The organism is Limnohabitans sp. TEGF003 (genome assembly GCF_055395455.1).
The window spans coordinates 1,076,379-1,102,438 of record NZ_AP029225.1; the positions used below are offsets into that span (position 1 = coordinate 1,076,379).

The 26,060-nt window shown below is 62.0% G+C and carries 28 protein-coding genes; 11 read left to right on the plus strand and 17 right to left on the minus strand.

Translation table 11 applies throughout. The annotated features are described in order from the left end of the window. Window positions 1–14 precede the first annotated feature (14 nt). From ACZ5RT_RS05295 to ACZ5RT_RS05345, 11 genes are all read left to right on the plus strand, one after another. The gene (locus tag ACZ5RT_RS05295; protein ID WP_464453754.1) at window positions 15–3,215 is read left to right on the plus strand and encodes an efflux RND transporter permease subunit; all 3,201 of its coding nucleotides are present in this window, start codon (window positions 15–17) and stop codon (window positions 3,213–3,215) included. 27 nt (window positions 3,216–3,242) lie between these two features. After that, the gene (locus ACZ5RT_RS05300) at window positions 3,243–3,452 is read left to right on the plus strand and encodes a YgaP family membrane protein (RefSeq protein ID WP_291923875.1); all 210 of its coding nucleotides are present in this window, start codon (window positions 3,243–3,245) and stop codon (window positions 3,450–3,452) included. Window positions 3,453–3,480: 28 nt separating this feature from the next. Next, a complete protein-coding gene (locus tag ACZ5RT_RS05305; RefSeq protein WP_464453755.1) occupies window positions 3,481–4,851 on the plus strand; it encodes a TolC family outer membrane protein in 1,371 nt (456 codons plus the stop codon). 32 nt (window positions 4,852–4,883) lie between these two features. Next, complete coding sequence (locus ACZ5RT_RS05310; RefSeq protein ID WP_464453756.1) at window positions 4,884–5,237, plus strand: carboxymuconolactone decarboxylase family protein; 354 nt, start codon at window positions 4,884–4,886, stop codon at window positions 5,235–5,237. A 169-nt stretch (window positions 5,238–5,406) separates the two neighbouring features. Then, entirely contained in the window at window positions 5,407–6,399 is a 993-nt protein-coding gene (locus ACZ5RT_RS05315) for a sulfate ABC transporter substrate-binding protein (RefSeq protein WP_108427551.1), read from the plus strand. A 9-nt stretch (window positions 6,400–6,408) separates the two neighbouring features. Continuing rightward, on the plus strand, window positions 6,409–7,272 hold the full coding sequence (cysT, locus tag ACZ5RT_RS05320; RefSeq protein ID WP_291923871.1) for a sulfate ABC transporter permease subunit CysT: 864 nt from the start codon (window positions 6,409–6,411) through the stop codon (window positions 7,270–7,272). Further along, a complete protein-coding gene (cysW, locus tag ACZ5RT_RS05325) occupies window positions 7,269–8,171 on the plus strand; it encodes a sulfate ABC transporter permease subunit CysW (RefSeq protein WP_464453757.1) in 903 nt (300 codons plus the stop codon). The genes cysT and cysW overlap by 4 nt, the downstream gene beginning before the upstream one ends. Window positions 8,172–8,331: 160 nt before the next feature. Next, window positions 8,332–9,426 carry a sulfate/molybdate ABC transporter ATP-binding protein gene (locus ACZ5RT_RS05330; protein WP_464453758.1) on the plus strand — a complete coding sequence of 365 codons (1,095 nt, stop codon included), beginning with the start codon at window positions 8,332–8,334 and terminating at the stop codon, window positions 9,424–9,426. 86 nt (window positions 9,427–9,512) lie between these two features. After that, a complete protein-coding gene (locus ACZ5RT_RS05335; RefSeq protein ID WP_291923868.1) occupies window positions 9,513–10,448 on the plus strand; it encodes a cyanophycinase in 936 nt (311 codons plus the stop codon). A 369-nt stretch (window positions 10,449–10,817) separates the two neighbouring features. Beyond that, window positions 10,818–11,129 (plus strand): DUF4258 domain-containing protein, encoded by a 312-nt coding sequence (locus ACZ5RT_RS05340; protein WP_424375182.1) that lies wholly within the window; start codon window positions 10,818–10,820, stop codon window positions 11,127–11,129. 3 nt (window positions 11,130–11,132) lie between these two features. Continuing rightward, window positions 11,133–11,630, plus strand: coding sequence for a helix-turn-helix domain-containing protein (locus ACZ5RT_RS05345; RefSeq protein ID WP_422172286.1), 498 nt, complete (start codon window positions 11,133–11,135; stop codon window positions 11,628–11,630). 262 nt (window positions 11,631–11,892) lie between these two features. Here ACZ5RT_RS05345 and ACZ5RT_RS05350 read toward each other — a convergent pair whose 3' ends face one another. From ACZ5RT_RS05350 to ACZ5RT_RS05430, 17 genes are all read right to left on the minus strand, one after another. Continuing rightward, window positions 11,893–12,366 (minus strand): hypothetical protein, encoded by a 474-nt coding sequence (locus ACZ5RT_RS05350; protein WP_464453759.1) that lies wholly within the window; start codon window positions 12,364–12,366, stop codon window positions 11,893–11,895. Next, window positions 12,366–12,827: a DUF5675 family protein gene (locus ACZ5RT_RS05355; protein WP_464453760.1), complete on the minus strand. Its 462-nt coding sequence runs from the start codon at window positions 12,825–12,827 to the stop codon at window positions 12,366–12,368. Before ACZ5RT_RS05355 ends, ACZ5RT_RS05350 begins: the two co-directional genes overlap by 1 nt. After that, window positions 12,824–13,057, minus strand: a complete 234-nt coding sequence (locus ACZ5RT_RS05360) for a hypothetical protein (protein ID WP_464453761.1) — start codon at window positions 13,055–13,057, stop codon at window positions 12,824–12,826. The genes ACZ5RT_RS05355 and ACZ5RT_RS05360 overlap by 4 nt, the downstream gene beginning before the upstream one ends. Beyond that, on the minus strand, window positions 13,054–13,524 hold the full coding sequence (locus tag ACZ5RT_RS05365; RefSeq protein ID WP_464453762.1) for a hypothetical protein: 471 nt from the start codon (window positions 13,522–13,524) through the stop codon (window positions 13,054–13,056). Before ACZ5RT_RS05365 ends, ACZ5RT_RS05360 begins: the two co-directional genes overlap by 4 nt. Beyond that, window positions 13,521–14,492 carry a reverse transcriptase domain-containing protein gene (locus tag ACZ5RT_RS05370; protein WP_464453763.1) on the minus strand — a complete coding sequence of 324 codons (972 nt, stop codon included), beginning with the start codon at window positions 14,490–14,492 and terminating at the stop codon, window positions 13,521–13,523. The genes ACZ5RT_RS05365 and ACZ5RT_RS05370 overlap by 4 nt, the downstream gene beginning before the upstream one ends. A gap of 290 nt (window positions 14,493–14,782) precedes the next feature. Continuing rightward, entirely contained in the window at window positions 14,783–15,166 is a 384-nt protein-coding gene (gene avd, locus ACZ5RT_RS05375) for a diversity-generating retroelement protein Avd (RefSeq protein ID WP_464453764.1), read from the minus strand. Window positions 15,167–15,208: 42 nt separating this feature from the next. Next, window positions 15,209–16,309, minus strand: a complete 1,101-nt coding sequence (locus tag ACZ5RT_RS05380) for a phage major tropism determinant (RefSeq protein ID WP_464453765.1) — start codon at window positions 16,307–16,309, stop codon at window positions 15,209–15,211. A gap of 24 nt (window positions 16,310–16,333) precedes the next feature. Continuing rightward, window positions 16,334–20,149, minus strand: a complete 3,816-nt coding sequence (locus tag ACZ5RT_RS05385) for a host specificity factor TipJ family phage tail protein (RefSeq protein ID WP_464453766.1) — start codon at window positions 20,147–20,149, stop codon at window positions 16,334–16,336. Then, complete coding sequence (locus tag ACZ5RT_RS05390; RefSeq protein ID WP_464453767.1) at window positions 20,140–20,595, minus strand: dsRNA-binding motif domain-containing protein; 456 nt, start codon at window positions 20,593–20,595, stop codon at window positions 20,140–20,142. Before ACZ5RT_RS05390 ends, ACZ5RT_RS05385 begins: the two co-directional genes overlap by 10 nt. A 1-nt stretch (window position 20,596) precedes the next feature. After that, complete coding sequence (locus tag ACZ5RT_RS05395; RefSeq protein WP_464453768.1) at window positions 20,597–21,064, minus strand: DUF1833 family protein; 468 nt, start codon at window positions 21,062–21,064, stop codon at window positions 20,597–20,599. Beyond that, window positions 21,064–21,432, minus strand: coding sequence for a hypothetical protein (locus ACZ5RT_RS05400; protein WP_464453769.1), 369 nt, complete (start codon window positions 21,430–21,432; stop codon window positions 21,064–21,066). The genes ACZ5RT_RS05395 and ACZ5RT_RS05400 overlap by 1 nt, the downstream gene beginning before the upstream one ends. Then, window positions 21,433–23,697, minus strand: coding sequence for a phage tail tape measure C-terminal domain-containing protein (locus ACZ5RT_RS05405; protein WP_464453770.1), 2,265 nt, complete (start codon window positions 23,695–23,697; stop codon window positions 21,433–21,435). Between the two features lie 6 nt (window positions 23,698–23,703). After that, the gene (locus ACZ5RT_RS05410) at window positions 23,704–24,039 is read right to left on the minus strand and encodes a DUF1799 domain-containing protein (protein WP_464454197.1); all 336 of its coding nucleotides are present in this window, start codon (window positions 24,037–24,039) and stop codon (window positions 23,704–23,706) included. Continuing rightward, window positions 24,036–24,365, minus strand: a complete 330-nt coding sequence (locus ACZ5RT_RS05415; protein ID WP_464453771.1) for a phage tail assembly chaperone — start codon at window positions 24,363–24,365, stop codon at window positions 24,036–24,038. Before ACZ5RT_RS05415 ends, ACZ5RT_RS05410 begins: the two co-directional genes overlap by 4 nt. A gap of 7 nt (window positions 24,366–24,372) precedes the next feature. Continuing rightward, entirely contained in the window at window positions 24,373–25,332 is a 960-nt protein-coding gene (locus ACZ5RT_RS05420) for a phage tail tube protein (protein WP_464453772.1), read from the minus strand. 2 nt (window positions 25,333–25,334) lie between these two features. Next, window positions 25,335–25,766, minus strand: a complete 432-nt coding sequence (locus ACZ5RT_RS05425; protein ID WP_464453773.1) for a hypothetical protein — start codon at window positions 25,764–25,766, stop codon at window positions 25,335–25,337. Next, window positions 25,763–26,050: a head-tail joining protein gene (locus tag ACZ5RT_RS05430; RefSeq protein ID WP_464453774.1), complete on the minus strand. Its 288-nt coding sequence runs from the start codon at window positions 26,048–26,050 to the stop codon at window positions 25,763–25,765. The genes ACZ5RT_RS05425 and ACZ5RT_RS05430 overlap by 4 nt, the downstream gene beginning before the upstream one ends. Window positions 26,051–26,060: the final 10 nt, after the last annotated feature.

Sequence of the window (26,060 nt, forward strand, 5' to 3'; positions counted from 1 at the left end):
ACATGAACACAAACATGAGCATTTCCGGCCGCATCGCAGCCCTGTTCCAGAGCGCGCAGATCACGCCGCTCTTGGCACTGGTGGCTTTGCTGCTGGGCATTTTTGCGGTGATGGTCACGCCGCGTGAAGAGGAACCCCAGATCAATGTGACCATGGCCAATGTGCTGGTGCCTTTCCCGGGTGCGGCCGTGCGCGATGTGGAGCAGATGGTGGCGGTGCCGGCCGAGCAGGTGCTCTCGCGCATCGTGGGCGTGGAGCACGTCATGTCGGTGTCGCGTCCGGGTGTGGCGGTCCTCACGGTGCAGTTCAAGGTGGGCGTGCCGCGCTCCGAAGCCCTGGTGCGTTTGCACGACACGATCCGCGACAACGCCGACTGGCTGCCCAAGGGCCTGGGTGTGATGGAGCCCTTGATCAAACCCAAAGGCGTGGACGATGTGCCCATTGTCACGCTGACCCTGTTCAGCAAGAACACCGAGACCGGAGCCTACAGCCTGGAGCGCGTGGCGCACAGCATGGAGGCCGACCTCAAACGCGTCAAAGGCACGCAGGACGTGCAGACCCTCGGCGGCCCCGAGCGTGCCGTGCTGGTGCAGATCGAGCCCGAGCGCATGGCCGGTTTTGGCGTCACGGTGAGCGATCTGCGCATGGCCTTGCAGTCGGCCAACTCGGGGCTGCCCGTGGGCGAGCTGATCGCGGGCAACAAAAGTGTGAGCATCGAGGCCGGGCCATTCCTGTCGCAAGCGGCCGATGTGGCCGATCTGGTGGTGGGTGTGCAAGGCGGCCGCCCCGTGTTTCTGAAAGATGTGGCCAAAGTGGAAGAAGGTCCCTTGCCCGCCACACGCTATGTGACGCACGGCCTGGGCCAAGCCGCTGGCGGCGGCGAATACCCCGCTGTGACTTTGGCCATCACCAAAAAACCGGGTGAAAACGCCATCGACGTGGCCAATGCGGTGATGGACCGTGTGGCGGCGCTGCGCGGCACGGTGATCCCGGCGGATGTGGAGGTGGCCGAGACGCGCAACTACGGCACCACGGCCAACGACAAGGCGCAAAAGCTGATCCAGAAGCTGCTGTTTGCCACGGCTTCGGTGGTGGCGCTGGTGTTCATTGCGCTGGGCAAGCGCGAGGCAGCGATTGTGGGCACGGCCGTCATTCTGACGCTCACGGTGACGCTGTTCGCTTCCTGGGCCTGGGGCTTCACGCTCAACCGCGTGTCGCTGTTTGCGCTGATTTTTTCGATCGGCATTCTGGTGGACGATGCCATCGTGGTGGTGGAAAACATCCACCGCCACCAGCAGTTGTACCCGGGCAAGACGCTGGCCGAGATCATTCCCGGTGCGGTCGATGAAGTGGGCGGCCCCACAATTTTGGCCACGCTCACTGTGATCGCCGCGCTCTTGCCCATGGCCTTTGTGAGCGGTTTGATGGGCCCGTACATGAGCCCGATCCCGATCAACGCCAGCATGGGCATGCTGCTCTCGTTGGTCATTGCCTTTGTCGTCACGCCCTGGCTGGCGCGCATCTGGATGAAGGCTTCGCATGCCGACGCTGCGCACGCAGCACCGACCGGTTTGGCAGCCAAGCTTGGTCCCTTGTTCGAGCGCGTGTTCGCGCCCTTGCTGAACAACGAGCAAGGTGGGCGCAACCGCAAGCTGCTGGGCCTGGGCATTGCCGCGCTGATTGCGATTTCGCTGGTGCTGCCGGCCACGGGTCTGGTGCTGCTCAAGATGCTGCCCTTCGACAACAAGTCGGAGTTTCAGGTGGTGGTGGACATGCCTGTGGGCACGCCGGTGGAAGACACCGCTGCCGTCATGCGCGAGCTGGGTGCCTACTTGGCGCAGCAACCCGAGGTCACCGATTACCAGGCTTATGCGGGCACCTCGTCGCCGATCAACTTCAATGGCCTGGTGCGCCAGTACTACCTGCGCTCTGGCGGCGAGGTGGGCGACATGCAGGTCAAGCTGGTGGACAAGAGTCAGCGCAAGGACCAGAGCCATGCGATCGCCACGCGCCTGCGCCCCGCCTTGCAGGCCATCGGCCAGCGCCTGGGCGCGAACGTGAAAGTGGTCGAGATGCCGCCCGGCCCGCCCGTGTTGGCCCCCATCGTGGCCGAGGTTTACGGGCCAGACGCGGAGGGCCGCCGCAGTGTGGCCAAAGCGGTCCGTGCCATTTTTGAAAAAACCGACAACGTGGTGGACGTGGATGACAGCAGCATCGCCGCCGCTCCCCGCCAACTGCTGCTGGTGGACCGCCGCAAAGCTGCGGCGCTGGGCATTCCCCAGCAGGCCATCGTGACCACCTTGCGTGCGGGCCTGGCCGGAGAGGCTGCGACCTATCTGCATGACGGCAGCAAATACCCCGCTGCGGCCTTGATCCAGTTGCCCGCCGAGCGGCATGGCGACTTGTCGGCCTTGCTGCAGCTGACGGTGCGTGGCGCCTCGGGCAAGCTGGTGCCGATCCGCGAGCTGGTCACGGTGACCGACAGCGAGCGCGAGCAACCCGTGGTCCACAAAGACCTGCTGCCCGTGAACTTTGTCACTGCCGACATGGCCGGAAAACTGGACAGCCCGCTGTACGGCATGTTCCAGATGCGCAGTGCCATTCAGAAGATTCAGACGCCCGATGGCCAGGCGCTGACCGAGTACTTCATCCACCAGCCGTCCGACGCCTGGCGCGGCTACGCCCTCAAGTGGGACGGCGAGTGGCAGATCACCTACGAGACTTTCCGCGACATGGGCGCGGCCTATGCGGTGGGCCTGGTGCTGATCTATCTGCTGGTGGTAGCGCAGTTTGGCTCCTACCTCACGCCTCTGATCATCATGGCGCCGATCCCGCTGACCATCATCGGTGTCATGCCCGGGCACGCGCTGCTGCAGTCGCAGTACACCGCCACCAGCATGATCGGCATGATCGCGCTGGCCGGCATCATCGTGCGCAACTCCATCTTGCTGGTAGACTTCATCCACCTGCAGGTCAAAGAGGGCGTGCCTTTCAAGCAGGCCATTGTGCAGTCGGCCATCACCCGTGCCCAGCCCATCATGCTCACGGGCGGCGCGGCCATGCTGGGCGCTTTCTTCATCCTGGACGACCCGATCTTCAACGGTCTGGCCATCTCGCTGATCTTCGGCATCTTTGTCTCGACCGTCCTCACCCTGGTCGTGATCCCCACGCTCTACTACGCGGCCTACCGCCGTCAGTACGAGAGCACCCCTTGAGTTTCGTCAACCCTTAGGAGAACTTCCATGAAATCCTGGCAAATCGTCCGCCTCGTCGCAGGCACCTTCATCCTCTTGTCGCTGGCCTTGGGCATCGAAGGCAGCCCCATCTTTGTGAGCCCCTGGTGGCTGGCATTCACCGCTTTTGTGGGGGCCAACCTGCTGCAAAGCGCGCTGACGAAGTGGTGCCTGATGGAATCCATCCTGCGCAAATTCGGCGTACAACCCGGCTGCTGATCCGCCTTCAGCCCAAGCGGAGAATCACATGAACCCACGCACGCTGCTGGCGGGGGCTGTGCTGGCGCTGTGCGCCACAGCCACCCCGGCCACCGACCTGTTGCAAGTCTGGCAGGCTGCCCGCCAGCATGACCCGCAAGGCGCGGTCAGTGAAGCGGGTCGTGCGGCCGGGGCAACCCGACGCGAACAGGCGGCTGCTTTGTGGCGGCCCAACCTGGGTCTGAGCGCCAGCGCGGGCTGGGCCAACGGACAGAGCCAGATGAAGGGGGCGCAGTTTTCTGCGCTCAATTCAGGCCTGTCTGACCAAGCCAATTTCAGCACCTCGATCAACGGCGGGACCGCCACCCGCTGGGCCCTGAACGCCAGACAGCCGCTTTACAGCCCCGAGCGCCGTGCCCAAGCGGCCCAGCTGCAAGTGGCCGCACAGGCCAGCGAGCACGAGTGGCAACTGAGCCAACAGGACTGGATGCTGCAGACCACACAGCGTTACATGGATGTGGTGCAGGCCGAACGCCGCCTCGCGCTGGTGCTGCAACAACAGCAGGCGGTGAATCAAGCCCTGACAGAGGCGAAAGACCGCTTTGCCTTGGGCGATGCGCCGATCACCGACACCCACGAAGCCCAGGCGCGTGCGCAGGCTTTGGCGGCCGAGGCCATTGCCGCCCGCAATGCGCTGGACATGGCGCGGCAGGTGCTGGCCGATGTGACCGGTTGGCCTGCCGAGAACTTGCAATTGCAAGCCCCGGTTCGCGTGGTCACGGGGCAGGCCATCGAGCCCTTGGCCACCTGGCTGCAGCGTGCCGAGCAGCACAGCCCGGTGCTCAAGCTGCAGCAAGCCCAGGTTCAATCGGCGCAGCAGGACATTGACAAATACCGCGCATCGGCCTCGCCCACGCTGGACCTGGTGGCACAAGCCTCGCGCGAGCGGCTCGGTGGTTCGGGCGACTTCGGCGCAGCCAGCAACACGCAAAGTCAGCAGATGGTGGGTTTGATGCTGAATCTGCCGCTCTACACCGGTGGCTGGCGCAGCGCCAAGCTGCAAGAGGCCGTGCACCTGCACGACAAAGCCTGTGCCGAGCTCGAGCGCAGCCGCCAACAGGTGGCCCAAATGACCCGTGCCGCCTGGCAAGCGGTGCAAAGCGGGCAGGCGCGTCTGGCTGCGCTCGATGCAGCCCGCACGGCCAGCCAGGCGCGGCTGGACGCGACCCGGCTGGGCCGTCAGGTGGGTGACCGCACCACGCTGGATTTGCTCAACGCACAAAATGACGCCAGCGCCGCCGAGCTGGCCTGGCTGCAAGGGCAGATCGACACCTTGATGGCGCAGCTGCGCCTGCATGCCATGGCCGGGCAACTCGATGTGCCGCAGCTGCAGGCGGTCAACGCGGCCCTGCAGCCCTGAAAATGGGCGCTGTCATTTGGAGAGCAACACACATGAGCACCTTTGATCACCCCGCATTGATCCAGAACATCAGCCAGGCCATGAGCGGCTTGCGCAAGGCCCAGCCCGAGGCCATGCAGGGCTTTGGCCAGCTGGCCAAGTCGGCCATGGTCGAAGGCGCCATCAGCGAAAAACACAAGGAACTGATGGCCCTGGCGATCGGCATCACCCAGCATTGCTCGGGCTGCATCGGCTTCCATGTCAAGGCTTTGCGCCGTCTGGGCTGCACACGCCAGGAGCTGGAAGAAATGCTGGCGGTGTGCGTCTACATGGGCGGTGGCCCTGCGCTGATGTACGCGTCCGAGGCCTGGGCGGCCTGGGATGCATTTGCGCCTGCACAGGCCTGAGCCTGAGCTACAGGTGTTTGCCTTTATCTGTTTGCAGATATAAGCAAACAACAAATGATTCGTTTGAGAAAGCAGTGGCTGCGCCCACAATCACGGCCATGACTGGATACGTGCCGATCGTTGCGATGGGTGCGTTCAACAGCCCCTCTGTTTCCCAAATCGAATCCCCATGAAAAAACACACCCTCATCGCTTTGGCCGCCACGCTGGCTTTGTCCGGTCTGTCGGCCAGCGCCCAGACCTTGCTCAACGCTTCCTACGACGTGGCCCGCGAGTTCTACAAGGACTACAACGCCGCTTTTGTGGCGCATTACAAAAAGACCACCGGCAAGGATGTGAAGATCGACCAGGCCCACGGTGGCTCCAGCGCCCAGGCGCGCGCCGTCAACGACGGTCTGGACGCCGATGTGGTGACCATGAACACCACCACCGATGTGGACTTTCTGGCCAGTACCGGTGTGGTGGCCAAGGACTGGACCAAGCGCTTTCCCCACAGCGCGTCGCCCACCACCTCCACCATGCTGTTCCTCACACGCAACGGCAACCCCAAAGGCATCAAGGACTGGGACGATCTGGTCAAGCCCGGCATCAAGGTGATCGTGGTCAACCCCAAAACCGGTGGCAATGGCCGCATGGCCTATCTGGCCGCCTGGGGCTATGTGAAGAAGAAGGGCGGCTCGGACGCCGAGGCGGCTGACTTTGTGAGCAAGCTTTACAAAAACGTGCCGGTGCTGGCCAAGGGCGGGCGCGATGCGACCACCATCTTCCTGCAGCGCAACATCGGTGATGTGCTCGTGACGTTCGAGTCCGAAGTCGTGTCGGTGGACCGCGAGTTTGGCGAAGGCAAGGTGGATGCGATCCACCCGTCCATCAGCATCGTGGCCGAGAACCCGGTGGCCGTGGTCGAGCGCACCGTGGCCAAGAAAGGCACCGGCACCCTGGCCAAGGAGTACCTGGACTACTTGTATTCTGAAGAAGCACAAGAGATCGCGGCCAAGCACGCACTGCGCCCGCGTTCGCCAACCGTGCTCAAAAAATACAGCAAGACCTTCAAGCCTTTGCAGTTGTTCACCGTGAACGAAGTGTTTGGCTCGCTGGCCGATGCCCAGAAAGTGCACTTCAACGACGGCGGTCAGTTCGACAAGATCTACACCGTCAAATAAGTTTCCCCCATGAGTGCTTTGTCCATCGCGGCACCCGCCCCACGGCGGGCGCCAGCCAGGGTGTTGCCCGGGTTCAACCTGACCCTGGGCTTCACCCTCTTTTACCTCTGCCTGATTGTGCTGATCCCTTTGTCGGCGTTGGTGTTCAAAACCTTCACCTTGACCTGGGACCAGTTCTGGGCGGCTGTCACAGGCCCCCGGGTCATGGCGTCTTACCGGCTGACCTTTGGGGCTTCGCTGATCGCGGCCCTGGTCAATGTGGTGTTTGGCTTGTTGGTGGCCTGGGTGCTGGTGCGCTATGACTTTTTTGGCAAAAAGGTGGTCGATGCGCTGGTCGATTTGCCCTTTGCCTTGCCCACGGCGGTGGCGGGCATCTCGCTCACGGCGCTGCTGGCGGGCAATGGCTGGATCGGCCAATACCTGGAGCCGCTGGGCATTGAGCTCGCCTTCAACCCCAATGGCGTGGTGATCGCACTGATCTTCATCGGCTTGCCCTTTGTGGTGCGCACGGTGCAGCCGGTGCTGGAAGACACCGAAAAAGAACTCGAAGAAGCCGCGACCTGCCTGGGCGCAACACGCTGGCAGACTTTCTCGCGGGTGATTTTTCCGTCGATTGCGCCTGCATTGCTCACGGGTTTTGCCATGGCGTTTGCCCGCGCCATCGGCGAATACGGCTCGGTCATTTTCATCGCGGGCAACATGCCCATGGTGTCCGAGATCACGCCGCTCATCATCATCGGCAAGCTCGAACAATACGACTATGCCGGTGCCACCGCCGTGGCCTTGGTCATGCTGGTCTTCTCGTTTGTCTTGCTGCTGGTGATCAACGCCTTGCAAACCTGGCAGCGCCGCCGCTCGGGAGTGTCCTCATGAGCCAGACGCTCACTTCCAACAAGGTGCAGGCGGGCACCACCGAGGCCCGCTGGATCCGTTACAGCCTGATCGGCACCGCGCTGGTTTTCATGTTCTTGTTCCTGGTTCTGCCTTTGGCGGCGGTGTTCACCGAAGCCTTGCGCAAAGGGCTGGACGCCTACCTGGAGGCGCTCAAGGAGCCAGACGCCTGGTCGGCGATTCGCCTGACGCTGATCACCGCCGCGGTGGCGGTGCCGCTCAATCTGGTGTTTGGCGTGGCTGCAGCCTGGGCGATTGCCAAATACGAATTCAAGGGCAAATCGCTTTTGACCACGCTGGTCGATTTGCCTTTTTCGGTGTCGCCTGTGGTGGCGGGTTTGATTTACGTGCTGATGTTCGGCGCACAGGGCTGGTTTGGCCCCTGGCTGCAGGCGAACGACATCAAGATCGTGTTTGCGGTGCCGGGCATCATCTTGGCGACGGTGTTTGTCACTTTTCCTTTCATCGCCCGCGAGCTGATCCCGCTGATGCAAGCACAGGGAAGCGACGAAGAGCAGGCGGCCATTGTGCTGGGCGCTACCGGCTGGCAGACTTTTTGGCGCGTCACTTTGCCCAACATCAAATGGGGGCTTCTGTATGGCGTGATCTTGTGCAACGCCCGTGCCATGGGCGAGTTCGGCGCGGTGTCGGTGGTGTCCGGTCACATTCGGGGCCAGACCAACACCATGCCGCTGCATGTGGAAATTTTGTACAACGAATACCAGTCGGTGGCGGCGTTTGCTGTGGCCTCGCTGCTGGCCCTGCTGGCGCTGGTGACTTTGGCCATCAAGTCGGTCATCGAATGGCGCCATGCGCAAGAGCTCAAAGCCGCTGCCGACACGCCGCCCGAGCGGCCCATGACCGAGTTGACGTCGCCATGAACTGGATGTGGGAGCGAGCCCCTGCTCGCGAATATGTGCGTTCGCACAGCCTGCATTCGGCTGCAGGGGCAGTCTCCCACAGGGGACGCAAGCCACAGCAAACTGTGTGTGAGCCCGACGCATCAGCCGCTTGAACACCGAACACCTATCAAGACACACCATGAGCATCGAAATCCGCAACGTCCATAAGCAGTTCGGCGACTTCACCGCACTGAATAACGTCAGCCTCGACATCGAATCGGGCGAACTCGTCGCGCTGCTCGGCCCCTCGGGCTGCGGCAAAACCACGCTGCTGCGCATCATCGCGGGCCTGGAAACGGCTGACCATGGCACCATCGCCTTCAGCGGCGAAGACACCACCCATGTGCATGTGCGTGAACGCCAGGTGGGTTTTGTGTTCCAGCACTACGCCTTGTTCCGCCACATGACGGTGTTTGAAAACGTGGCCTTTGGCCTGCGCGTCAAGCCTCGCAAAGAGCGTCCCAGCGAGTCCGAAATCCAGCGCAAAGTCCACGAACTGCTGGGCCTGGTGCAGCTCGATTGGCTGGCCGACCGCTACCCCTCGCAGCTGTCGGGCGGGCAGCGCCAACGCATTGCGCTGGCCCGCGCACTGGCGGTCGAGCCCAAGGTGTTGTTGCTCGACGAGCCTTTTGGCGCCCTGGACGCCAAGGTGCGCAAGGAGCTGCGTCGCTGGCTGCGCCGACTGCACGACGAGCTCAATGTGACCAGCATTTTCGTGACGCACGACCAGGAAGAAGCGCTGGAAGTCGCTGACCGCGTGGTGCTGATGAACAAGGGCAACATCGAGCAGATCGGCTCGCCGCAAGACGTATGGGACCATCCGGCCAGCCCCTTTGTGTATGGCTTCCTGGGCGATGTGAACCTGTTCCACGGCCGCGCCCACGAAGGCGAGATGCTGATCGGTGCCGACCAGCACGCCATCCGTCTGGAAAGCCCGGAGCATGGCCAGGTGCAGGACGCCAAGGCTTTTGCCTATGTGCGCCCGCACGATCTGGATGTGACCCGCTATGTCCCGGGCAGCGCCCACACCGGCATTGTGGCCAAGCTCACACGCGCCATCGTGGTGGGTCCGGTGGCTCGGCTGGAGCTGGAGCCTGTGGAAGCGGGCATGTTTGGCCGGGATGCCGTGATCGAGGCGCAGTTGTCGGCCTCACAGTACCGCCAGCAGGACTTCAAGGAAGGCGAAACCCTGGTGTTGACACCCCGCAAAGCGCGGGTGTTTGTGGAAGGGTGATCGGGCGGCTGGGCCCCTTGGCTGAAAAAACTGCGAGCATGCGCTGGCGCACAAGGCGAATCCGCGCCATGGGTTAGAGTGCGCCCATGAACCGAAGAGATGTTTTAGGCGGTGTGACGGCTTTGGGGGCGGCTGCACTGGCGGGACAGTCCGCATGGGCCCAAACCCCCAAAATTTCACGTCTGGTGATTGTGGGCGGGGCCGAAGACCGGCTGCAGGACCGCCTCATCTTGCGCAAATTCACCGACTATTGCGGTGGCAGCCAGGCCCGCATCCGCGTCATCACCGCGGCCAGCGGTGACCCCGAGGGCGTTTGGCAAAGTTACCAAAATGCATTCAGGTCCATCGGGGTGGAAGACGTGCAACGGCTGGCCATCGATGACCGGGACAGTGCCCACGCTGCGCCACTGCAAACCGAGATCTTGCAAGCTGACGGCATTTTCATGAGCGGCGGCGACCAGTCCAAACTCATGGACACTTTGTGGGACACCCCGGCCTACCAGTCATTGCACCAGTCCTTTCACCTCCACCGTTGCTGCATCGGTGGCACCAGCGCTGGTGCGGCGGTCATGTCGCGCCACATGATCGCCCAAGGGCCCTCGGTGCTGCGACCCAGCAAGGAGGCGGTGGACACCGACATCGGGCTGGGTTTGTTGTCTCAAGCCGTGGTGGACCAACATTTCTCCGAACGCAGACGCCTGGCACGTTTGTTGTCCACCTTGGCCATGCGCCCGGATTTGCTGGGCGTGGGCATTGACGAAGACACTGCCTTGGTGATCGAGCGGGGCGAAGCGATGGAGGTCATCGGCAAAGGCACGGTGACCTTGGTGGACCCCTCCCAGATGCAGTCGAATGTGAACGAGCTGGACACTCTGGAGCAAATTGAAATGCTGGGGGTTCAGTTGCATGTGTTGCCGGCCGGTCACCGCTACAGCCTGAAAACCCTGGCCAAGACCACACGCTCGGCCCCCTTGCGTCGCGCCATCCAGCGCTTGGTGGCGGTGGGGCCTATTCGGGGTTGACTGCACACCCATGGCTCACGGCTTTGGTGTTTAAATGGGTGCGGAATGTGAACAGAATGGGAACAAATAAGCATGAAGGAAATTTTTCAATCGCTCTGTACGTATCGACCTAGCTATTTTTTCCCATGCTTTGCCCCTGTTCTGAGGCTTTTCCCATCTCAAGATCGGTCTAACGCAGCGTTAGACTGCCTCGCCAACTGATCGCCCTTTGCCTTGTGTGTCTTGCTGCACGGGCTCGGCCTGCAATAGACCGCTCCGTAAAAGGCTGCGAAGGGGGGCACCTTCATCGTGCGGCTATGGCATGGACCAGCAAAGGCCTTACCGGGCGTTGCCGTAGATGCGCCTGTTCTGTTGGCCTATAATTTTTATATGCCACGCAAACCAACAAAAAACCAATGGGAGATGCTGATACGGCATTTGGCCGTCGAAAGTGGCGGTGTGTTTTTTACCCGCCATGCGCTGGCCCGGATGCGTGAGCGGCAAATCACACGGCTGCAAGTGTTGGAGGTTTTGCAGCGGGGCGTGATTCGGCGCGAGCCTGAACCGGACCTCAAAACAGGCCATACCTTGTGCCGCATGGAGCGAGCCATTACAGGGCGAAACCTTGGGGTAGTGCTGGCGCTGGAAGATGCCAGCGCCGGGACTGGAATTGTTGTCACTGCGTTACTGATTGGAGAATGAACCATGTACCACTACACAGACGGAGGCTTGCAAAACGTGCGGCTGGCCAACGGCTACCGGGTGCAAAAAACACCCTACGGCGAAGCGGTGGCCATCGATGACCTGGAAGGGCTTACGCAAACCATTTGCATGACCCTGACCAAGAAACCATCGAAGCTGACCGGAGCTGAATTCCGCTACCTGCGAAACGGCCTGTTGTTGTCCCAGCCCAGCCTTGGGCAAATGCTGGGCGTGAGCGGTCAGGCCGTGGCCCTGTGGGAGAAAACCGGACGGGTGCCCAAAATGGCAGACGTCATGATTCGCCTGTTCTACACGGCCCACGCCAACGGGCATGAACAGGTTAAAAATATCGTGACGGCGTTGAACGAATCTGAACGTTTCACCGTGACGCTGAGCGAGACGGCCAAAGGCTGGCAGGCCAGCACAGAAGCCACGGTAAAACCTGGACAAACTACCATTCGCACTTCGCCACGGGCCAAACGCACCACGCTTGCGGCCTGAGCGCTGCAACCTCTTACACAAACTGCCCACGGACGGTTTGTCTCCGTAGCAGTGTTCAGAAAAGAAATAGGAAATAAAAAAATCCGCACCGTTTTGAACGTGTGCGGATTCAGGTGTGGTGCCCCCGACAGGAACCGAAAACCGCATGGTTAATGAGTAAAAGTCAAAAAATGGGGTTTTTTTGGGCCTGAAATAAAAAAGCCCACCACCCTTTGCAGAGTGGCGGGCAAGGACCGCTTGCGCGGCCTGGAGACAACGGCAATCAGTCGCTTGGCTTGGGTCTTGGCCAGGCGTCCAGCAGGGTCAGTCGGTCGGCGTTGAGGCGGTCAGCCGTTGCTGCCAGGTCTGTAAGAGCGCCCGCACAGTGGCCGAGTAGCTCTCGGGCGGGGTCGGCTCGGTCAGGGGTGGCGGCGCAGGTATTTGCGCCGGGGTCAGCGGGGCTGGTGGCAAGGGTGTGGCGCAGGCGGTTAAGCTCAGTGCGAGCGCTGTCAGCGTCAGCACGGTGGCTTTGCGCCCGTTTGGCGGCGGTTTGCAGCGCATGGTCTTTGTCCTTTTGGAGTTGGGCGGTGGTGGTGGCGGCGTCGGCGGCGCTTTGCAGGGCTGCGGCGGCCATGGCGGTGCGGGTGTTGGCGTGGGCGGCGCGTTCACCTTGCCACCGGGCGTAAAAATAAGCGGCGGCCAGTGCCAAGCCAATCAGCAGCACGCGCTTGGCCCACCAAAACAGGTTGGCCAACATCACGCCACCACCGTGGGGTTGGTCACCTCAAGCGTGCAGGCGCGGCCTGCCGCGTGGGCGGCTTGCACCAGGGCCTTGACGGCTTGCACCGCCGGGCGGCTGGTGCCACCCACAATGCCCACGTCATTGATGGCCATGCCCAGCAGTGGGCAGCCTTCGGTGTCGGCCGGGGTGTTGCCCGCGTGCATGCGCACCCCCACAAAGCCGGGCACATCACGCACGGTGAGGGTGTCGGGGCCAAAGCGGGGCGAGTGCTCCAGCGTCAGGGGGTACGGCCGGCCCGTGTGCAGGGTGCTGGGGATGGCGGTGGCGGCTTTGATCTTCCAGTCGCTCACCGGGCGGCCGGGCAGCTCGCGCACTTCGTCTTCCAGCGTGTAGCAGACAAACACGCCATCGGCCAGCAGTTTGCCAAAGGTGGCGGGGCCGTTGGTGTGGGTGCGTTGCAGGTTAAAGGTGGTCATGGCGATCCTTTGGGCTGTGGTGTTGTGGCCTGCACGTCAATGTGCAAGGTGGTGTTGCCAGCCAGCCGCATGAGCAGCCGGGCCAGCCAGCCCGCCGACTTGACGGCGGTGCCGATGGCGGGGGCGCTGGCGGTGGCGTCTGCAGGCATATCGGGCGGTGGCGGTGGTGGTGGCGTGGCGCAGGCCTGCAGCAGCAGGCACGCGGCCAGCACGGTGGGCGCTGGGCTCATTCGTCAACCGCAAAAAAGCTCTGACGAAACGGCACCCAGACCTGCATGAATGCCGTGAAGTTGGCCGCCGTGATGACCAAGGTGCTGCCGTTGGCAAACAGAAACTTGGTTTTGAAATTGGCCCCCATCATCTCGATGCCCGCCTTGACCTGCAGCAGGCCCGCCGCGTCGGCGCTGGTGGCGCTGCACATGACGCCATCAAACTCGATGCCGGTCAGCTTGGGGGCTACTTCATCAGCAGGCGGCGCGATGTATTCGGGCAGCGCGGGCGGCTCGGCGTCATGAAAGTCGGCGCGGGTGAAGCCGAAGCGCTCGATCATGGTGGTGTCTTCGACGATGCGCCAGCACTTGGCTTCGTCGTCTTTTTCGGCCCGAAAAATCGTACCGGCCAGCGAGGCCATGAATTGGGCATGGGCGGGCGTGCCCTTGATCGCGTCCAGATCGGCGCGGGTGGTGATGATGTTCATGTGTTGAGCTCCAGGTGGTTGATGAGGTTGAGGGTGTCGGCGTGCCGTGCGTGGCCCAGCCATGAGGCTTTGAATCGGGCCAAGCCTTCGGCGTCTTGGTGCTTGGCAAAGTTGGCCAGCTTGCGCTTGGCGCGGGTCACGGAGTCTTTGCGCAGCAGTTTGTGGCGTGGCCAGATGCGGTAGCCGCAAAAGTTGATGCCCGCAGCCACGGGCGACACGTTCCAGCGGCTCAGGCGCAGGCCCATGGTTTGCTGGCTGAAGGCCTCGATGTCTTCCAGCCAGTGGCGCAGTTCATACGGGTTGCTGGACAGCACCACCAGGTCATCCATGTAGCGCGTCCAGTGCTTGGCGCCCAGTGTGGTGTGCACAAAGCGGTCGACCTGCCCGCCGTACACGTTGGCAAACAGTTGGCTGGTCAGACTGCCAATGGGCAGGCCGTGGCCGGTGCGCGGCACCATGGCGGCGATCAGGCGCAGCGTGCGCGGGCAGCTGATCTTGCGCTCGATCAGGCCATGCAGCACAGCCCGGTCGATGCTGAAAAAATACTTGCTGTAGTCCGTTTTCAGGAAATGCGTGGCCCCGGTGCGGCGCAGTGCCGACTGCACGTGGTTCACGGCCGCATGCGTGCCCATGCCGGTGCGGCAGGCAAAGGTGCCAGGCAGCAGCGTGGCGTCAAAGATCGGGCCGATCACGTTGACCAGTGCGTGCTGCACCAGCCGGTCTTTGAAGTCCAGCGCCGAGATCTGACGCTCTTTGGGCTCATAGACCGTGAACAGCCTGAACGGGCCCTGTGTGTAGCTGCCCTCCAAGATCTCAGCCTGGATGTGCTGCAGGTTCAGCTCGTGGTATTCCTTGAATTCCAGATAGCCGTAGGTGGCCCGCTTGTTGCGGGCGGTGTTGGTGTAGGCGGTGCGCAGGTTGTCGATGTCTGCGACCTGCTCTATCAGGTGTTTGTATTTTTTAGCCACAGTGCACCCCTGCAAGCCAGACGCGGGTTTTGTGCCCAGTGGCACTACTCCCCGCTTTTCTGAACCCCCAAAGGTGTTTGCCGAAGCAGGATCGAATGGCTGACCACATGATGAATGGTCGGCCCAGGGTGCCGTGACACACCTGGAGCGCCTTGTTTCGATTGATCATGTCCTCACAGACGAGCCGGGCACCGATGTTCCCGTTCGAGTTCCACGGGTAGTTGTTCCAGTTCGACGCGCGAGAACCGGAGTTCGCCGCGTTGTCCCAGTTGCCGCCGAAGATCGAAGCTCTATGACCCATGCGACCCCCTGCGTTTGTGCTGGTTGATCCATGTCCCGACCATCTTGCCCACCTCTGCAATCAGGGCTTGCGCCGTGCTGCACTGGTGTGGCGTGATGCCCTTGACTTGACCGCCCAGCAAAAACCGCAGCCAAAACCGCAGCGTGGCCAAGCCAGCGTCTGCGGCGTACAGGCGGGAAACCTGGTTCGATTTGCCCGCCTCCACAAACAGTTGGATTTGCCCCAGCAAGCACTGCAAGAACATGTCGCGCACCACCCCATGCTTGCGCGGCAAGTTCTGCGCAATCGGGTACAGGTACTGGATGACCGTCTCGTACTTTTCCACCACCGCCATTTGGTCAAAGCTGGTGAAGGCGTCTCGCTCAGGTGTCATGGTCCAAAATCTCAAAAAATACGGGGAAGGGCTTTCGCCCTATCAGTCAAGTGACAAGTGGTCACAGACGAGCCGGGCACCGATGTACCCGTACGAGTTCCACGGGTAGTTGCTCCAGGACGACGCGCGAGAACCGGAGATCGCCGCGTCGCCCCAGGCGCCGCCGAAGACCGAAGCGACAAGCCCAATGTCGTTGAACAAGTAAAGCTGGCCACGGTTGCCGGTGTTGTTTTTCCAGCCATCGACGCCACCGCCCGTGCGGTAGCTGAATTCCGCCCCCCAAGTCCACAGCACGCCCGTGGCCTGGTTCACGCCCCACTTGCTCACATAAGCCGCCGCCCAGCTGGTGCTGCCGGGGTCGCTGCCGATGCTGCTGTTTTCTGTGGTGCCATAGGCCAGTGCTGCAAACTCTTCATAAGCGGGCAGGCGTTTGCCAAAGCTCTGGCCCACCTCGGCGGCTTCCCACCAGTTGAGGGTGGCGTAAGCGGTCGAGCCGTTGCCGCCAAACTTGGCGGGCACCTTGGGCGGGCTGCTGCCGTCAGCAATGGTCACGGCGAATTTGCTGGACCCGTTGATCTGGTGGTCCACGCCCAGCAGGTAAATGTCGGACCAGAAAGACCCAGCCACCAGCGTCATGCCGCGTGGGTCGGCGCATGCGGGCCTGAACTTGAGGTCCCAAAACGAATACTCGTTGATCTGCGCCGTGCTGTTGCCGCCGCCAGGGCTGCCACTGTGCCCGCCAGGGCTGTAATGGAAGCCGCCAATCTTGCGGCTGTTGACGGTGGTGTAGCCCGTGGGCGCGGTGAAGCTGGCATCGGCCCGCACGGTGCCGTCTGTGCACGCATAAATGGCGTAGTCGGTGCCCGCCGTCAGTGCAGGCATAGTGATGTTGGTAGCCGCGCTGAAGAACAGCATGCTGCCGCCCACATCCACCCAGGTGCCTGCCTTTAGTTGCGCGGTGGTGTTGCTCTGTTTGCTGAAAGCCACCGAGCCGCTGTCGGCCTTGAAAAACGCCCCGCCCGACTTGTCTGTGGCTGTACCCAGGCGGGCGGCCATGTAGTCGTATTGGGCCAGCAGCCAGGCCTGCGCCTCGGCGTTGCTGGGTGTGCCCGCCATGACGGTGCGCGATGGAATGGTTGACATGTTGTTTCCTTTGTGTGGTTTGGGTTAATAGGCCTGAATGACGGCATCCACCAGGCCAGCGACAGGCGTGCCCGCCTCGTTCAGCACCTGGATCAGCGGCCCCAGCGTGGGCGACTTGTCGACAATGCGGGCCGTGATGCCGCCGCTGCCGTTGCTTTGCACGGTGATCTGCACGTTTTTGACCGCGTTGACCTCTTGCCCCAGCGGAAGGCGTGTGCCGGTGGCGCTGATGGTGGCGTCGTTGATGTTGATGTTGATGTCTGGCACGTCCAGCTGGGCCGACAGCGTGTTCAGCACATCCACGCCCACGCCGCCCGTGGTGCTGACGCGAAACTCCGTCCACTCGCCACGCTGCACGCCCAACCTGCCGGGCCACGGCGCCCAATCGGCCACGGGGCCAAAAAACATCTCTGTCGGGGCCTCAAAGAACAAATCACCACCAGGGCCAAAGAATGGCCCTGTGTTGGCCGTGCGGTATTCAATGGTGTAGCCGTTGACGTCAAAGTCATACTGCAGCACCAGGTCACCCGACGATGGCGCGGTCACGGTGAATTGGTAGACCATGGGCGCAGACTGCGAGGCATCAAAAAACGCCGCTGTCGACTCGCCAAAAAACGGCTGGTCGGCCATGCCGAAGAAAAAGTCCACATCGTCGGCGCGCAGCTTGCCGCCCGACACATAAGCCGCCGTCTTGGTGCCCGGCCAGGTGGTGTGCTGGTCATACGTCTCAATGATGTTGCTCACCAGCTGGTCGCCCAGGTCCGTCACGATGGTGGCGGCGTTCACGCTCTCATTGCCAGAGGTGTCCACCGCCTTGATCATGATGGTCACCTGCCCCGATGGGCGGGTCACCAGGTCAAACGGCGTCTCGGTGATCAGGCCGTCGTGCAGCGGCGTGGCGGCTGGCCACCAGGTGTTTTGACCGAAGTTGAAGCGCACCCGGTAGCCCGCCAAGTCCACCGCGTCCACGCCGGTCCAGCTGAGCGTGGTGCCATTGATGGTGAAGTTGATCACGTCTGGCGGGGGCAGCGTCAGGCCCTGCACGGCGTAGCTCACCCGCGCGGTGCCGCCCAGCTGGCCCAGCGAGTTGAAGGGCCGCAGCTCGATGTCCCATACCTCAGACAGACCCGCCGTCCAGGTGAACTGGCGTGAATTGGTGGTGCCCATGAGCTGCAGGGGTGCGCCGTTTGGTGCGCCCCACACCTGGGTGGAGCCGGTGTTCAGGCTCAGGTCAAAAGAGACCGTCAGCTCGGTGTAAAACGTGTTGCCCTGCCGCTTCAAAATCTCGGTGACAAACGCATTGGTCACGTTGGGCACGCGGCTCAGCAGGCTGATATTGGGCGGCGGCGTATACGCGCCGGTCAACACATAAGGCCAAAACTCATCAGGCAGCGGCACCACGGTCACACGCGCCCCAGCCATGTTGTCGGTCGGCTCCACCTTGGCAACTACAACACGCTGGCCCGGTGTAGCCTTGAAGTCGTAGATCCACAGCGCATCGAGCGGTTGCCCGTTCGCACCCGGTAAGGCCACACCCGAAGGCCACGCGCCCACCAGCTGCACCGTGCGGGTGCTGCCCGTGAATGGGGCGATGGTGAACACGCGGTACTGCATCTCACCCACCAGGCGCAGGCCGATGTACCGGCTGCTAGCCCCACCCGGGCCGGTTGCAGGAATGGTGTCGTCCAGCGTGAGCGTGACAATGCCGCCTGACTCGGTGGCCGACTGAATGCGCCCGCTGTAGCCCCATTGCGTCATGTCGTGACTCAGGGCCAGCACGGTGCCGCGCCGGTAGGTCAAAAACTCCAGGTCTTGCTCAAACGTGATCGACTTGGCCATGTAAATGTTTTGCGCCATGGCATGGCGGGCCAGCAGGGCGGCGTGCGCCTCGCTGGTGATGCCCATGTTGGACAAGCGGGCCGTGGTGCGCGGGTTGCTCATGCCGGGCGCGATCACGCGCAGGCTGTTCCAGGTGTTGCTGCGTGCGCGGTCAAAGTAGCCGTATTCGATTTCGTCCGCGCGGTCGTTGGTGTCGTAGCTCACGCTGAAACTGCGGGCCTTGATGTTGCCCATGTTGATGACGCCCTCGACCGGCTGCGCATCGTCCAGCCACTGCACGCCCAGCCGCCCTTCGGACCAGCTGATGGTGGCCAAGCCAGCGTAGGCAATCGCGCCCAGCAGGTCTTCGTGGCTCATGGCGTCTTGAATGACGGCGTCAAATGTCAAGCCCTTGGCCGCGCACCAGACCATGAAGCGCTTGAGGCCTTCCACATCAATGCGGCTGTCTGGCCAGCCCAGGCCTGCGACCAGTTTGCCGTTTTCATCATAGATGCCTCGGGCCAGCTGCAGGATCTGTGCGCCCGGGTTGCTCAGCCCGTTGGTGCGGCTGGTGGCCGTGGTCCAGGCGCTGCCGTTCCAGTAAGGCATGGGCTTGGCGGTGGCGATCCAGTTGAGCTCGTCCACCGCACCGCTCAGCTGCCCGCTGGCCTTGGCCGTCATGGCCACAATGCTCTGGCCGGGGTAGCTGGCCAGGTCTTGCTGGAATGACTTGAGCTGCGTCCACTGCACGGTGTTTTGGGCGCTGGTGCTGGTTTCGTTGGTCGTCAGCTTGCGCAGGCGCACATCGTATTGGCCTGCGGGCACTTGGATGTTGAACTGGGTGCGCAGGGGCTTGGTGCTGGCGTTGGTCAGCTTGGCTATGCCTGCTGCATAAGGCACATCGCGCCACTCTTTAGCGGAATAGGTTCCCCAATATGACTCTAACCCACCGTCGTTAATCCAACCTTCACGCACCACCCAGTATGACTCCCTATAGGTCGCCCCCGTATTCACCCCCACCCAATTCCCAGAACCCGCCACTGCGTACTGCACCTCCAGCACCACCGTGCGCGACTCATACGCCCCGTTGGTGTTGTTCACCCCAAAGATGTTGCCCTCGATGTCGATGCCGATTTGCAAGGTGTTGGGGCTGGTGGTGCGCTGCACCCAGGGGCCGTTGCCGCTGGGTGCGTCCAGCAGGCCGCCCGCGATGGTGTCCACGCTGTTGTTGGGCAGGCCTGTTGGCAGGCCGCTGCCGGGCAGGCCATAGGCCCGCAGGCTCACGTCTTGGTAAGCGCCCACCGCCGTCTGGCCAATGCGCACATTGCTCACCGCGTGGCAGTTGATGCCCGCGTGAAATTGCTGCACCAGATACTGGTCTTCACCCGCAAAGTAGGTGTAAGGCTGGCCCGCCAGGTCGGGCACCACATAGGGCTGACCCAGCACCAGGCTCATGGGCTGCCAAATGCGCATTTGGTTGCGGCCACCGCTCAGGCTGTAGGTCGGCTCGGTGGTGTTGACGGCCAGGTCCATGCTGCCACGCTTGGGCGGGGGCAGCAGCTTGTTGATGACCATGGCGCCAGCGGCAAAGACCAAGGCACCCGCAACGGCCAAAGTCACACCTGTGAGCCCGCTAAATCCTGCAAACCAGCTGCTGGTGCCCAGCGTGAAATACGCTAACGCCGCAAACGCGATGATCTTGACCACCTCTTTTTGCACCGCAGGCCTGCACTCGATCACCTGCGCGTGGTGCACGCGTGTGCGGCCCCACATGAGGGCGGGCACTTGCAGGCCGCCCACTTCCACAATCCAGGTGTCGGTCACGCCGTGGCGCTGCAGCACGGCCAGCAGCGTTTCGCCGTCTTTCATGAGCACCGCCACGCTGGTCTGGCCCTGCGTGGTCAGCGGGTGCGGGGTCACCACCAGCTGGGCGCTGCGCTCTGGCAGCAGGCCGGGGCGGCGCTTGAAGGGCGGCTCGGTCAGCGGCACCAATGTGGTGGGCACGGTGGTTTTCACTTCCATGTGTAAAACCCCTCGATTCTTTGGCCGCGCCATGCAAAGTCGCGCAGGCGGTTCAGCGACGCATTGCCCATCACAGCCGAGTTGTGCAGCACCCACACCTCGCCACGGTACACAAACACGGTGCCGATGTGCCACAGCAGGTGGCCAGCCTCGTTGGGGCTGGTGATGAGCACGCCGCAGCCGTGCACCGGCTCTGCAATGCGCTGGGCCAGTGCATCACGCGCAGCGCTGATCTGGGCGGCTTGCCCTGCCCGGCCCTGGGCGTGGCAGGTCAAAGCAGCGGGCACCGTGACCGTGCGGCCAAACACCTGGCGCTGCACATCCAAAAACAGGTGTGCGCAGTCGTAGGTGCCGGGCACGTATTCGACGCCGACATAAGACTGCGCGTCTGCAAAGTCTTGCGTTTCGTCGCGGCCTTGTTGGGCGGGTGTCGTGTACTGTGTCATATCAGCCTTGGAAAAGCGCAGGCGCGTTGACCGGGTCAAACCGGATGCGCACCGCCGTCTGGCGCATGGTGTCGTCTGGCCCCATGTTGGCCGTGACCAGCGTGGGCGTGATGTTGATGCCCGACAGCTGCGCGATGAATTCATAGTCCACCACCGTGGGCGTGGCCCGGCTCACCAGCTGCAGCGTGGCCAGCAGCGACGCGCCCACGGGCAGCCCCTCGATGGCGGCGGTCAGCTCACGCCCCACGTTGTCGATGCGGATCTGAGCGCGGGGGTTTTCTTGCTGGGCCTGCGTGGGCAGCTTCACACCAAAGGGCAGCGCCACATAAGTGTGGCCGCCAATGACCCAGTCACGCGTGTCATTGACGATGCGCACGGGGCTGGCAAAGCTGGCATGGTCAATGACCATCAGCTCCAAAAAGCCATGGTTGTCGGTGACCGCCTGCAGTTGGGCAATGCTCTGGGCCATTAGTAGGCGCTCCGCAGGTATTCGAGCTGCAAGCTGCGCTCTGCAAACGTCCAGGCGCGGCTGCCGGGCTTGAGCGGCCCCAGGTTGCCACCCACAATGCGGGCCTGCACCACGCTGCCCGTGCGCGGGTTGGTCCAGGCAAACCAGTCGGCACCCCCGCCGATCTGGGTGTAAACCCAGTCTTCAAAGTCGATGGCGTTTTGCTTGGTGCGAAAGTACAGCGTCACGGGCACGGTGACCATGGTGTCGCTGGCCATGCGCCGCTGTTTTGGCACGCTGCGCTCCATCTCGCTGCGCACGACCACGCTGGCGGGCTGCTCTGCCGTGTCGGCCCAGGCAATGTCGACGTAGGTGGGGAAGGTGGCCATTTATTGCGCTCCGCGTGGGGTGAACCGGCTGCCAATGGCGTTGAACAAACTGCCCGAACCGCTGGCCACACCATCGGCCAGGCCGTCTTGCACCTGGCGCAAGATCACGTCGATGGTGGTGGTGCCGTCCCCGTTTTGGCGCTGCTGCACATCGGCCGTTTGGCCGCTGGTGGGCATGACGTTGACGATGACATTGGAGCCGCCACCGCCCGACATGGTGACCGGGATGGTGCGGCCATCGGGCAGGGGGACATAGGCCTCGTTCATGCGGCCTTCGCCGAAGATCGACAGCTGCGGGCTGGTGGCAATGCCGCCATTGGCGTACCTGTTCAGGGGCATGGGGCCGTCTGGCGTCATGACGTTGCCGTTGGCGCTTTTGACCAGATACTGATCAAAGCTGCTGGGCAAGGCCTGCGGGGTTTGGCTTGGCCCCATTTGACCCGGGCCAAAAATATTACTTATTGCCGTGCCCAACACGCCCGACAACGGCCCCGTGATCGACTGCTGAATTTGCATGCGGATCATGTCGCTGATGATGCTGTCGGCCAGGCTCTTAAAGTCCAGCTTGCCAGTTTTGACGAAGTTGACCAGCGCGTCTTCCATGCCCCTGAAAGCGTTGGTCATGACGTTTTTGGTGTTTTCTCCCATCTTGCTGATGCTGAGCTGGTATTCCTTGACCGCATCGCTCACGCCGCGCATGGCGTCATATTGCTGGCTGATCTGGTCGGCCTGCTGCGCCATGAACTGGGCGCGGGTTTCGTTGGCCAAGCGCTGCACGGCGGCCAGCCGACCAAGCGCCTCAGCTTGATTGATATACCCCATGTTTTGGTCAGCCATCACCTGTGATTCAGCCTGGGCAACACGGATTGAAAGCTCGCGCTCAAAACGAAGTCGCTCAATTTCTTCGCCTGTTTTGCCGATCAGGCTCGTGTTGAATGCCATTGCTCTGGCTTCATCACTAAGCGCCAAGATGGTTCGGCCATACAGCTGCTCAGCCTGTTCTTGCAGAGCAATGTTTTCACGCATGGCCTTTTCTTCGGCCTCCCAAACCTGCTGCTTGTACTTGTAGCCATCAATCTGATCAGCGATGGCCAAAGCCTGCTCACGCTGAGACTTGCTGAATTTGTCGCCGCTCACACTAAGCATGCGCTGCACTTCGTCCACCTTGCTCATGGACCCGCTTAAGCTGGAGTATTGAGTAATCAGGTTATTGATAAAGTTGGCAGCCAGATTTCCGCTCTCTTTTGGCTTGTCTGGCTTTGCACCTGGAATCGGTGGCGCCTCATCCCATCCGCGAGTTTGAGCGGCGATAGATGGCGCCCTTCCTGATGACCTTGGGTCTGCGAAGGTGCCTCGACCGGCCCCAGCCTTTGAGGCCCCAGCCACAGAGCCCTCAAGAACTTTTCCGGACTGCTGGAAAATCCTTGCAAATTTCAGCATGGGCAAGCCATCCATCCATGCTGGAATTTCTGGCAACTTTGATACAGCTCTTGAAATAGAGCCAAAAAGCCCTTCTCCGTTAACTTTTGCGTCAATGAAGGCCTGAGACAATTTGCCAAGCGCATCAACCAGTGGATTCATGATCGAGGCTGCAGCAGACTCGGAAACCAAAGATATTTTCTTCAAGTTGTCGTTGAGCTTTGCCGCATTTTCTGCCGCGTCCTTGTCAAGAACCGCACCCAACTTTGTGGCCTCGGTGGCAAGATCATTCATTCCTGATTTGCCAAGATTCAAAACCGGGATTAAGTCTTCACCGGATTTCCCAAAAACCTTCATTGACCAGGCCGCTTTTGCGGGGCCATCTTCCCATTTTGAAAATCGGTCAGCAATATCGGCAAGCACTTCGTCTGTGTTTCGAAGCTTCCCGTTTGCGTCGTTAAAAGACACACCAAGCGCCTTGAAAATCTCGGCAGCCTCATCGCTACCACCTGCCGCGTCGCCCATGAGCTTTGCCAGCTTGCGCAAACCACCGCCCAGCTGCTCGGTGGTGGTGCCCACCGACTCACCGGCAAAGCGCAGCTTGCTCAGCGCCTCGACCGACACGCCTGTTTTTTCAGCCATGTCATCGAGCATGTCAAGCGTTCTGAGCGCCTGCGAAAACTGAGTCACCGCCGATGCGGCTGTAACCGCACCACCCCCCAAAATGCCCATCAAGCCTGAAACGCGGGTAATCGTGTCGCCTATGCTCGACATATTGCGCTTGGCTGACTCCAAAGCCGCCTTGGTCTGGTCTACCGCCGTCAGGACAATTTTTGCTTCAGACATTCCAGGTCAGGCCCCACTTTGTTTGCGCCACAGGCGCAAGGTTTCTCTTTCCATCACTTGCACCGCCTCGGTTACCTCGGGCCAGTCGGCCCGGGGCACCTCTTGCATTTCCAGCACGAAGGCCATGGCCTCCATGCGCAGGCCGATTGGCCCATTCATGCCCACACTCCACTGCGTGGCCATGGCCCTGAACACGGTGAACGGGGCCACGTTTTCGGGCCATATGTCCAGGTGCTCGGGCTCTTTGGGCTTGTCGGCCTTGAGTCCAAAGGCTGCAAGGGCTTGGTCGATGTGTTCTTTGTCTTCAAAGCCTTCAACCAGGCGCCTTGCAGCCTCGATCAGTTTTTTCGTTTCGCCTCGGTCAGCTCTTGCATGTACGCCCGAAAAATCTCTCCCTCTGCGGCAGAGTAGTTTTCAAGCAGGTCTGTAAGAGCTGTCAGGCTGTACGGAACCTGCAAACCATCCTCACCAAAAACACCAACCCAATCGGCAATGATCTTGTGCAAATTTTCCGAACCACTTTTTCCTTTTGCGTCGGTCATCCACTTGGACAGCGCGGCCTTGTTTTGGTGCCGGAAGGTGAACGACACTTCCAGCGGTTCGGCCATGCCGGGCACAGACAGCGGCACAGCGGCCACAAAGGTGGGGTTGGGGTTGAGCTTGAACATGGGTGGGTTACTTGGTGTAGATGATCAAATCGTCGTTGCCCACCACGGGCACGCTGCGGGTGTCGAAGCCGATCAGGCGGCGACCATTGGCGTCGGCCTTGGTGGGGTTGATGAGTTGCACGGCGGCCATGTGCACGCCCACAATGGCGCCAGCGGCGGTGCCGTGCTCCAGGCTCACGGCCTGCAGGGTGTTGCTTTTCACGCTGGCCATGAAGGTGACTTCTTGCGCGGCGGTCAGATCCAGCTGGATGGAGCCGGTCACGGCCCGGTCGGTGATGTCCACATACTCACCGCCCAGCAGCGGGGTGTATTGCACAGCGTTTCCAATGTCCAGCTGCAAGCCCTGGCTGGTGTAGCTGGTGCCACCGGTCACAGCGCCGGTGGCATAGGTGCCGCCAAACTTCACATCGCCCGTGTTCGGGTCGGTGATGACGATGGGCTGCTTCCAGCTTGTCAGGGTGGTGGTGGGGTTGGCCACAGCGGTCACGCCGCCGTCTTTGCCGGTGAAGCTGAAAGCCAGTGTGGGCCGCTCGCCAATGCCCATCATGAGCTTGAAGGTGCCCTTGGCCCCCAGCAGCTTGTGCAGCACGCCGTCGTCGTAGTAGTACAGCGTGGCGCTCTTTTGGTTGCTGGGGGTGTCGGGGGCGTATTGCTTGTAACCGGCTGCGCCCGTTTCGGCAAAGCCACAGGCGCGGAGCAGCTCGCCCCAGGGCGCGGCGGTGCCAGCGGTGCCGCTGCCTGCCAGCTCCACCGTGAAGTCGATCGACACATACGCGGTGCCCACCAGCTGCTCGCTCGCGCCAAAGTAGTTGCGCACGATGGAGCGGTCCACGTTTTGCGCGTTCAGCGGGTTGATGGTCACATCACTGATCAGCAGCGCGTTGGCCGCGCCCGTGGGCGTGGCGTCGGTGCCCTCAGTAGTTTCGGTCTTGGCCAGCATGGCCGTGTTGCGGATATAGCGGGGCATGTTTACTCCAGGTTGAGTGATTGGGTGCGGTGGCGAACCAGGTAAGACATGAGCGCACAGCCCATGCGGTCCTGTTCGTGGTCAAAGTCAAAATTGATGGCCTGCAGCTGGCAGTCGGCTACCAGGCCGCCCAGCGTGGGGTCTGCGGCCAGGCGGGCGTAGGCGTCTTGCATCACCTGGTCCACCGCCAAGTCGGGCGACAGGCTGGTGCTGCGGGCATAACACTCGACCACCACAATGGTGTCGGCGTTGATGGGTGAGCCAAAGATGGCCAGGCGCTCCAGCTGCGACTCTTGCAGCCGCACCACCACAGCGGTCTGCCATTCGGCGGCCAGCGGCTTGATGCGGGCACGGCTGATGTTGGGGCTGACAGGCGTGCCAGCGGCCAGCGCCTGCACCATGGCCCCAACCACATTGGCAAACACGGTGGTCATGCGGCGGCCTCCAGCGTCAGGGTGCTCACGCCGGTGCCGTCAGGCTGGTGCACGGTGACAAGGTAGCTTTTGCCGTTGACCACAACAGGCTTGCCAATGGGGTCGGCAGGCACCTGGGCGGTGGGCAGCGTGACCATGGGGGCCACGCTGCTCATGCCATAGGGCCCCGCATCGCCCAGGGCGTAGGCAGCATCAAAGATCACCGACATGTTTGTGCCGTCAACGACTGCCGTGGTGGCAAACTCGCTGGCTTCAAAGAACACGTCGAATGATTCGTTGAACATGCTGGCCTTG